Source organism: Rhizobium sp. NLR10b (assembly GCF_019685435.1).
GTDB lineage: Bacteria > Pseudomonadota > Alphaproteobacteria > Rhizobiales > Rhizobiaceae > Rhizobium.
Genome location: NZ_JABDWV010000003.1, coordinates 437,947 through 446,384 on the forward strand (window position 1 = coordinate 437,947; position 8,438 = coordinate 446,384).

An 8,438-nucleotide genomic window follows, 5' to 3' on the forward strand; every position below is an offset into this window, starting at 1 on the left:
ATCGTCATGGCGCAACCACCTGCACTCCCCCTTCCGAAAGTCGCCCCGAGCCTGCGCGATATCGGTTTTGCCCTCGGCATCATCGGCATCATCTGCATTCTCTTCCTGCCGATCCCGCCGTTCCTGATCGATATGGGCCTGGCTTTCTCGATCGCTTTCTCGGTGCTGATCCTGATGGTCGCGCTGTGGATCCAGAAGCCGCTCGATTTCTCGTCTTTTCCGACCATTCTGCTGATCGCGACGATGACACGGTTGGCGCTCAACATCGCGACGACCCGCGTCATCCTGTCCCACGGCAATGAAGGCCACGATGCGGCCGGCGGCGTCATTGCCGGTTTCGCCAGTCTCGTCATGTCCGGCGACTTCGTCATCGGTCTGATCGTCTTCCTGATCCTCATCACCATCAACTTCATCGTCATCACCAAGGGTGCCACGCGTATCGCCGAAGTCGGCGCGCGTTTCACCCTCGACGCCATCCCGGGCAAGCAGATGTCGATCGATGCCGATCTCTCGGCCGGCATTATCGACGAGAAGGAAGCCCAGCGCCGGCGCAAGGAGCTCGAGGAGGAGAGCTCCTTCTTCGGGGCGATGGACGGTGCGTCGAAATTCGTGCGCGGCGATGCCGTCGCCGGCCTCATCATCACCGCGATTAACGTCTTCGGCGGCATCATCATCGGCTATTTCCGCCACGCCATGCCGATCGGCGAAGCGGCCGACGTCTTCGTCAAGCTCTCCGTCGGCGACGGCCTCGTCTCGCAGATGCCGGCCCTCATCGTTTCGCTCGCGGCCGGCCTTCTCGTGTCGCGCGGCGGCACGACCGGCTCCACCGACCAGGCGGTGGTCAACCAGCTGAGCGGCTATCCCCGCGCGCTCTCCGTCTCGGCCGTGCTGATGTTCGTTCTCGGCCTGATGCCGGGCCTGCCGACCATTCCCTTCACCGTCCTCGGCGGTCTTCTCGCCTTCGGCGCCTGGTTCATTCCGCGGCAGGTCGAGGCTGAAAATAAGCTTCGCCGCGAACAGGAGGAAAAGAAGGTCGTCCAGAGCAAGGAGCTGGAGAAGGATTCGGTCAAGTCGGTGCTACGCACCTCGGAGATCGAACTCGCACTCGGCAAGATGGTGTCGACCCGCCTGCTCGGCGCTCACCAGGAGCTGGCGTTCCGCGTCGGCAAGATGCGCAAGAAGTTCGCCACTCAATACGGTTTCGTGGTGCCGGAAATCAAGGTCACGGACGACATCGCCATCGCCGAGAAGTCTTATCAGATCCGCATCCACGGCACGACGGTCGCCTCCAATCTGCTGCGCGTCGGCGAAGTCCTCGTCGTCACCGGCGCCGGTCGCAAGCCCAGTATTCCCGGCGACGAAATCCGCGAACCCGCTTTCGGCATGCCGGCCGTCTCGATCCTCGAAAACTTCGCCGACGATCTGAAACGCGAAGGCTTCCAGCCGATCGACAACGTCTCCGTCGTGCTCACGCACATGAGCGAGGTCATCCGCAACAACCTGCCGCAGCTTCTGTCCTACAAGGACGTCAAGGTGCTGATCGATCGACTCGACCCGGAATACAAGAAGCTCGCCGATGAGATCTGCTCGTCGCACATGTCCTATTCCGGCCTGCAGGCGGTGCTCAAGCTCCTGCTTGCCGAGCGGGTGTCGATCCGCAACCTGCATCTCATTCTCGAAGCGGTGGCCGAGCTTGCCCCGCATGTCAGGAAGACCGAGCAGATCGTCGAGCATGTCCGCATCCGCATGGCCCAACAGCTCTGCGGCGATCTCGCCGATAATGGCGTATTGCGTGTGTTGCGCCTCGGCAGCAAATGGGATCTCGCCTTCCACCAGGCGCTGAAGCGCGATGCCAAGGGCGAGGTGATCGAATTCGACATCGATCCGCGCAGCCTGGAGGAATTCAGCGAGCAGGCCAGCAAAGTTATCCGTGAGTTCATGGATCGCGGCCTGCCGTTCGCCCTTGTCACGTCGCCGGAAACACGCTCCTATGTGCGCATGATAATCGAAAGGCTGTTCGCCACGCTCCCGGTCCTGTCGCATGTCGAATTGGCCAAGGGCATCGAAATAAAAATTTTGGGCTCGATTTCATGATAACAGACCCGCAAGGGACGGTTCTCGCGTTGTTTCTGGTTTTCTGCCGGATCGGCGGCTGTGTGCTGGTCCTTCCGGGTTTTTCCTCGGCGCGCGTGCCCGAGCAACTGCGCGTCTTCATTGCCCTCGCGCTGTCGATCGCCGTCATGCCGCTGCTTTGGGACACCGTCTATCCCGCCGTCCACACCGGGTCCGCGACCTATATCGGCCTAATCTTCAGCGAATCACTGATCGGCGTGATGTACGGAATGCTGGCCAGACTCTATACGCTCGGCATGCAATTCGCCGCGACGATCCTCGCCATGATGGTCGGCTATACCCAGCCGGGTTCGGCCGATGTCATCGAAGATACGCCCGAGACCAGCCTTTCCGCCTTCATCACCTTTGCCGGCATCATGATCCTCTTCATCATGGATTTCCATCACATCGTCTTCCGCGCCCTGATCGATTCCTACACGACCATGCCGTTCGGCGGCCTGATGCAGATGCGCGCGACGCTGATCTCCTTCACCGACACGCTCGAGCAGACGACCTACATCATGCTGCGGCTGTCGAGCCCCTTTCTGATCTACGGCATGATCTTCAACGTCTCGATCGGCTTCATCAACAAGCTGGCGCCGCAGATCCCGGTCTATTTCATTTCCACGCCCTATCTCCTGATGGGCGGGCTCTTCCTGCTTTACATCTCGATTGCGGCGCTGATCAGCCAGTTCGGCCAAGCCTTCGGTTCGATCTATATCGGGCGATGAGGCTGTTATGATCCAGAAGAGCCGTTCCCAGAAGCTCAAGCGTCTCCTGTCGGTGCAACGGCATATCGAAAGGATGGCGGAAAACGATCTGGCGGAAACCAGCCGTCAACGCATCGAGGTCAATGCGGCGATGGACGACGTCATCGTCGCGCTCGGCTCGATGGATCCCGTCCACCACGCTTTCTCACAGAATTATGCCGATCGATTCGGCAGACTCACCATCAAGGATCAGCAGCTGACCGGCATGCAGCAGATCCACGAGATGCGGCTGTCGCGGGAGCGCGCCAAGGCCGATCGGCTGGAAGAGGGCTTGAAAGAGGCCTTGGACGCCGAGCGTCGGGAGGCCGACGACAATGCCGTTTACGATGTGATCGACCAGCAATTCGCAACGCCAGCCTCCAGCAAGCTTCAAAAACCATAATCGTTGCGATCTTAATTCAGAGGATTGTAACGTGGCTATTTCGCCCCCCAGTGATCTGGTCCTGGACGTGGTCAAAGCTGCCGACCCCATGGAGGTTCAGGCAGCCCAGGAAAAATTGAAGGCAAATCGCGCGGCCTTTGCCGCGACGAGCCTCGCCGAGAACGGCAAGGGCTTCTCCAATGCGGTCGACGTTCTCGATCATGTCGGCCAGAAGAGCGGCCTCTCCAATATTCAGAACCGCACCAAGACTGAGGAGGTTCCGGAAAGCTACCGGAAGTTCGAGGCCATGGTGCTGCAGAACTTCGTCAAGTCGATGCTGCCGAGCGAGAGCGAAGACGTCTACGGCAAGGGCGCGACCGGCGATATCTGGAAGGGCATGATGGCCGAGCAGCTCGGCAACACCATGGCGAAGGGCGACGGTATCGGCATCGCCAAGCAGATGTACAGCGAGCAGCTGCGCCGTCAGGAGGGCAAGATCGTCAATGCCGCGACCGATGATCGCGACCGCAACACCGCGCTCAGCATGATCGATGACTTCCAGCGCAGGACCTTCGGCACGCCAACCGCCGACTCCAAGACAGCAAGCGACGCATAATCGAGGATACAATGGAAATAGTTTCGAACGAATACAGGATCAAATCCGTTCTCGGACGCCTCGAGATGATCATCGACAATGAGAACACCCGGATCGGCAACGATCCGCAGTTCGACCTCAAGGTCTCCAACGCCCACAAGAGCCGTTGCCTCTACGAGCTGTCGATGCTTTTCCGCGACACCGATCCGGCCGAGCTTGCCGCTGCCCATCTCGATCAGCTGCACGGCCTGAAAAAGAAGCTGGTTCTTAACGCCCGGCGTGTCGAGGCGCATCTCGAAGCAGTTCGTGCAGTGGCCGACCTCCTGAAGAATGCGGTTCAGGACGCCGACGCCGACGGCACCTATTCCCAGGAACAATTCGCCACGCGTGGAAACTGATGGTCAAGCTCGTCCTCACCGGTATCTGGGTCTGCGCCATCACCTTGGCCTCGGTCTATTTTTCGGTGTACCTGGCGACGGCGCCGGCACCCGCGGCAACGGATTCCAAGCAGAGCGCGCTCGAACTGGTGAAGGGTGAAACGATCACTGTGCCGGTCATCGGTGACGGCGCGATCACCGGTTATTTTCTCGGCCGCATTTCCTTCATGATGAACAAGGACATGCTGAAGGGCGTGACCTTGCCGCTGACCGAGATGACGACCGACGAGCTTTTCAGCCTGCTCGTCGGCAACAAGATGGTCGATCTTGCCCACATCAAATCCTTCGACCCGAAAGCCTTTCGCGAGGAGATCAGGAAGGGCATGAACGAGCGCCTCGGCGGCGAGTATGTCGCCGACGTGATGCTGGAGCAGCTTGATTATCTCTCCAAGGAAGAGGTCAAGGAAAATTCGGCCGGTCAGCCGAAGAAGCTCGGCGCACCGGTGAAGATCATCGAGGGCGCGCCAGCTGAGGAAGCATCGGCCCCGCTCGCCCATTGAACAACCGACCATCAATGCACAAACGGCGCCTTCGGGCGCCGTTTGTCGTTGGGCCGTCTTTGGTTAATAAACTACTTATACGAGCATCAAAATCCAAGGAATTTTCCTAAGGGTTGTTTGAAACCGTCCTGTTATATCAGGTGGCACAGCTTGGCATGCGCCGTTTCCGCTATCGGGGCGACGCCTTTCCATGCGTGACGCGACCGGTCCTTTCGAGACCTCCGGGGTGCGGAATATGGGCTTGTTTTCCGGGATGTCGGGCGCATGAAGCACCCTCGGCAGGAGGTAGGAATGAATTTGATTGCAAACTTCGCGGTGCTTGCGTCGCGGCGGACGATCTTCGATCTGCCGGTCTGCGATCTCGGCTGGGACGATGCCCTCGTTTTCATCAACGAGCTCGCCTCCATCCCCGTCGGTCAGACCGTGGTTTGCTTCGTCAACGCCCATAACATGCTGACGGCCCTGCGGGACGATGAATATTACCGGATCATGTCGCACAATCTGGTGCTGCCTGATGGTATCGGCCTCAACATCGCTTCGCAGATCGCCCATGGCGCGCCATTTCCCGCCAATTTGAACGGCACTGATTTCGTCCCGGCCTTCCTCACCTTCATGGAGGCCCCGCGCCGCATCGGTCTTATCGGCGGCAAGCGCTCGGTCGTCGAGGCGGCGGCAGAAAATTTCCACAAGCACACGCCCTGGCATGAATTTGTCGTTATTTCCGACGGTTTTTTCGACAAGGTCGACTCCACGGATGTCATCGAGGAGATCGAGCGCCAGAAACTCGATATTCTGATCGTCGGCATGGGGACACCGCTGCAGGAGAAATGGGTTCACGACAATATCCGCGCCGACCATGCGCGCCTGGTGCTGACGGTGGGCGCTCTCTTCGACTTCGTCTCCGGCGCCGTGCCGCGGGCGCCGAAGACGGTGCGGATGATGCGTCTTGAATGGGCCTATCGCCTGATACAGGAGCCCGCGCGCCTCTGGCGGCGCTATATCGTCGGCATTCCGGTCTTCCTCTTTCATGTGCTGCGCTACCGCTTCCGCCGGCGCGAAAGAATTCTCGGCCATCCCGAAGAGCCCCGCAGCATCGTGCAGCCGGCGGCCGATCGCAAGAAGGCGAGCTGAGCCTGAATTGCCCGCGCGTTTGACGCGCAGGCAGCGCTATCGAGAACCGGACCGCAATTCTTGCCGGTCGCGGTTAACCATTTCTTTGCCATGAATATTTAGAGTGGCTTAATCATCTGCATCGCGTGCGGATGAGTAAACTTGGCCATCATGTGCATGAGATGTGGTGCAAATGTACGATAGCAGGGCCAGAAGCAGTTTTCTCGATCGCGCAGCCGCAAGGCCGCGCGCCCATGACGATCACTACCGGCAGTCCCGATCGAACGGAGCGAATATCGCCCCGCCCGAAGCCGACCTGCTGCGCGCCATCGGCCGTGTGCTGGAAGAGCAGCGCGTGAAGGCGGCGCCCGAGGCGCCGCTCGTCGACCGCATCGAAACCATTCTCGGCAACCGTCTCCGGGCTGCCAATGATGTCGGCCATCGTCTTCCGACGGAACCAGCACGATATGGGGAGCCGGCGGTTCCCGCCGGCGAGACGGCAATTTCGGTCGAACTGCCGGCCGCAAGTCATCAGGAACCGGTCGAGCCCCGCCCGGCGGCACCGCAACCCCGCGCGGGCAGGACCGGCTTTGCGGTAATGGTCGCTGCCGCAACAATCCTGGGCGCCGGTCTGCCGATGCTGATGCCGGCTGCGCCTGTCCACTACCGCGCCGAAACGACGCTTGCTGTGAAAACGGATGCCGCAAGCCGCGCCGCTTTCACGCAGGCTGCGGCAAAGGGGCTAGTGTCCGCGCGCACGGTGGCCTCGACGGTCGCTGCGTTGAAACTTGATCGCGATCCTGAATTTGCCGGTTCCAGCACCAATGCGCTCGGCATTGCATTCGATCTCCTCTCGGGAACCGGTGCCGCCGCCGATCCGGCCTCGCGCGCCGAAGCCACGCTGAAACAAGCGATTGAGATCGTGCCCGATGCGGCCGCCGGCACGATTCTCGTCAGGGTGACGACCGGCGACAGTGGCAAATCCATGCGCATCGCCGCGCGGCTTGCCGAAACCGGTTCCACAGGCAGCGGCCAAGGTCGGAGCGCTGAGACCGACGCCACCCTGCGTAAGGCCTATGACGAGGCTCAGGCCGAGCTTTCCGCCTTCACGGCAAAGAGCGGCGATGGCAATGTCAAGGTAGCGATCGACCTTCGTCGTCAGATCGACCGGCTTGATGCCGATCTGAAAGAGGCAGACCAGAACATTCTCGCGGCCAAGGCGCAGGCCGACCGGCTGAAGGCGGCGAAGCTTGCCGACGTGCTGGATGGTTCGTTGCCCTCCGGCATGCTCTCGCCGGCGATGCAGGACTGGCGCGACAAATATGCGGTCGCAAGGACGACGTTTGCGCAGCTTTCGGCTGAGCTTGGCCCACGCCATCCCCGCCTGTTGCAGCAGCAGGCCGAAACGGATGGGCTTAAGGAGAACATGGGCAAGGAGCTTGCCCGGCTCGCTCAGGTCGCCAATGCCGCTGCCAAGGCTGCGGTCGATGCGCGCAAGGGACTGAACGAGCGCCGCAACATGCTGATCGCCCAGAGCCGGGATACCGGCGTCGATCTGTCGCGGCTGACCGAACTGCGCGAAAAGGCGAATGCCGCCCGCTCGCGCCTGGATGATGCGGCATCCGTATCGGCGGCGGCAGGCGACGGCCATATCACCGTTTTGAAGCCGCCGCTGGCATCGGCGACATCGGCAAAGAGTGGTCTGACCGGCCGCGCTCTGGCCGGCGCCGCCACAGGCCTGGCAGTCGCTGTCGCACTGGCTTTCCTGCTGTCCTTGCGCAAATCCGTCGCGGCTCCGGCAATGGATGTGCCGGCGTCCGCGTCCGTCCCTTCTCCGCCGCCATCGCCCGTGCCGGCCTCTGCTGCGGTCGACGAGGTCGAACTGCTGCGCTCCCAAATCTCAGGCCTGCGGGACCGGCTTCGTGTTCATGTGATGGAAACGCGGCAACCGCGGCGCTGAACCAACCATTTCCTTGCAAATTTGATATTGCCTTGCCGCTTTCCGACAGGATAGGGCGTTAGCGGGCATTTGACGCTCGTCAACTATCCATAGATTGACGCTAAACAGGGCGGAGAGACGCGTGACGACAGTAATCGACGGCAAGAACGTAGCTGCATCGGTAATTCAGACGGTCAAGAGTGCGACGGCAGCGCTGGAAAAGAGCAGCGGCGTCACCACCGGCCTTGCGGTCATCATCGTCGGCGACGATCCGGCAAGCCACGCCTATGTCGGCTCCAAGGGCCGCATGGCCAAGGAATGCGGCTTCAAGTCGGTCCAGCACACGCTGCCGGCCGAGACCAAGCAGGAGGATCTGGCAGGCCTCGTCGCCACCCTCAACGGCGATCCGTCGATCCATGGCATCCTTGTGCAATTGCCCTTGCCGAAGCCGCTCGATAGCGAGCCGATCATTCAGTCCATCCTGCCTGAAAAGGATGTCGACGGCCTCAGCGTCGTCAATGCCGGCAAGCTTGCCACCGGCGACCTGAAGACCGGTCTGGTCTCCTGCACGCCGGCCGGCGCCATGGTCTTCGTCCGCCGCACCCATGGCGAGG

9 protein-coding genes are annotated in these 8,438 nt (G+C 61.0%); all 9 read left to right on the plus strand.

Annotated features, from left to right (window positions below; translation table 11 throughout):
* Positions 1-6: 6 nt before the first annotated feature.
* Positions 7-2,094 (plus strand): flagellar biosynthesis protein FlhA, encoded by a 2,088-nt coding sequence (flhA, locus tag HJB91_RS07070; RefSeq protein WP_210629184.1) that lies wholly within the window; start codon positions 7-9, stop codon positions 2,092-2,094.
* A complete protein-coding gene (gene fliR, locus HJB91_RS07075; protein ID WP_210629183.1) occupies positions 2,091-2,843 on the plus strand; it encodes a flagellar biosynthetic protein FliR in 753 nt (250 codons plus the stop codon). Before flhA ends, fliR begins: the two co-directional genes overlap by 4 nt.
* A 7-nt stretch (positions 2,844-2,850) precedes the next feature.
* Positions 2,851-3,264, plus strand: a complete 414-nt coding sequence (locus HJB91_RS07080; protein ID WP_221154055.1) for a hypothetical protein — start codon at positions 2,851-2,853, stop codon at positions 3,262-3,264.
* A gap of 31 nt (positions 3,265-3,295) precedes the next feature.
* A complete protein-coding gene (locus tag HJB91_RS07085; RefSeq protein WP_210629181.1) occupies positions 3,296-3,859 on the plus strand; it encodes a rod-binding protein in 564 nt (187 codons plus the stop codon).
* 11 nt (positions 3,860-3,870) lie between these two features.
* Entirely contained in the window at positions 3,871-4,236 is a 366-nt protein-coding gene (locus HJB91_RS07090) for a hypothetical protein (protein WP_210629180.1), read from the plus strand.
* Positions 4,236-4,775 (plus strand): hypothetical protein, encoded by a 540-nt coding sequence (locus tag HJB91_RS07095; RefSeq protein ID WP_210629179.1) that lies wholly within the window; start codon positions 4,236-4,238, stop codon positions 4,773-4,775. The genes HJB91_RS07090 and HJB91_RS07095 overlap by 1 nt, the downstream gene beginning before the upstream one ends.
* A 291-nt stretch (positions 4,776-5,066) precedes the next feature.
* The gene (locus HJB91_RS07100) at positions 5,067-5,906 is read left to right on the plus strand and encodes a WecB/TagA/CpsF family glycosyltransferase (protein WP_210629178.1); all 840 of its coding nucleotides are present in this window, start codon (positions 5,067-5,069) and stop codon (positions 5,904-5,906) included.
* Between the two features lie 172 nt (positions 5,907-6,078).
* Positions 6,079-7,845: a succinoglycan biosynthesis protein exop gene (locus HJB91_RS07105; RefSeq protein WP_221145998.1), complete on the plus strand. Its 1,767-nt coding sequence runs from the start codon at positions 6,079-6,081 to the stop codon at positions 7,843-7,845.
* 121 nt (positions 7,846-7,966) lie between these two features.
* A partial coding sequence (locus HJB91_RS07110; RefSeq protein ID WP_311044436.1) for a tetrahydrofolate dehydrogenase/cyclohydrolase catalytic domain-containing protein occupies positions 7,967-8,438 on the plus strand: 472 nt, incomplete at its 3' end.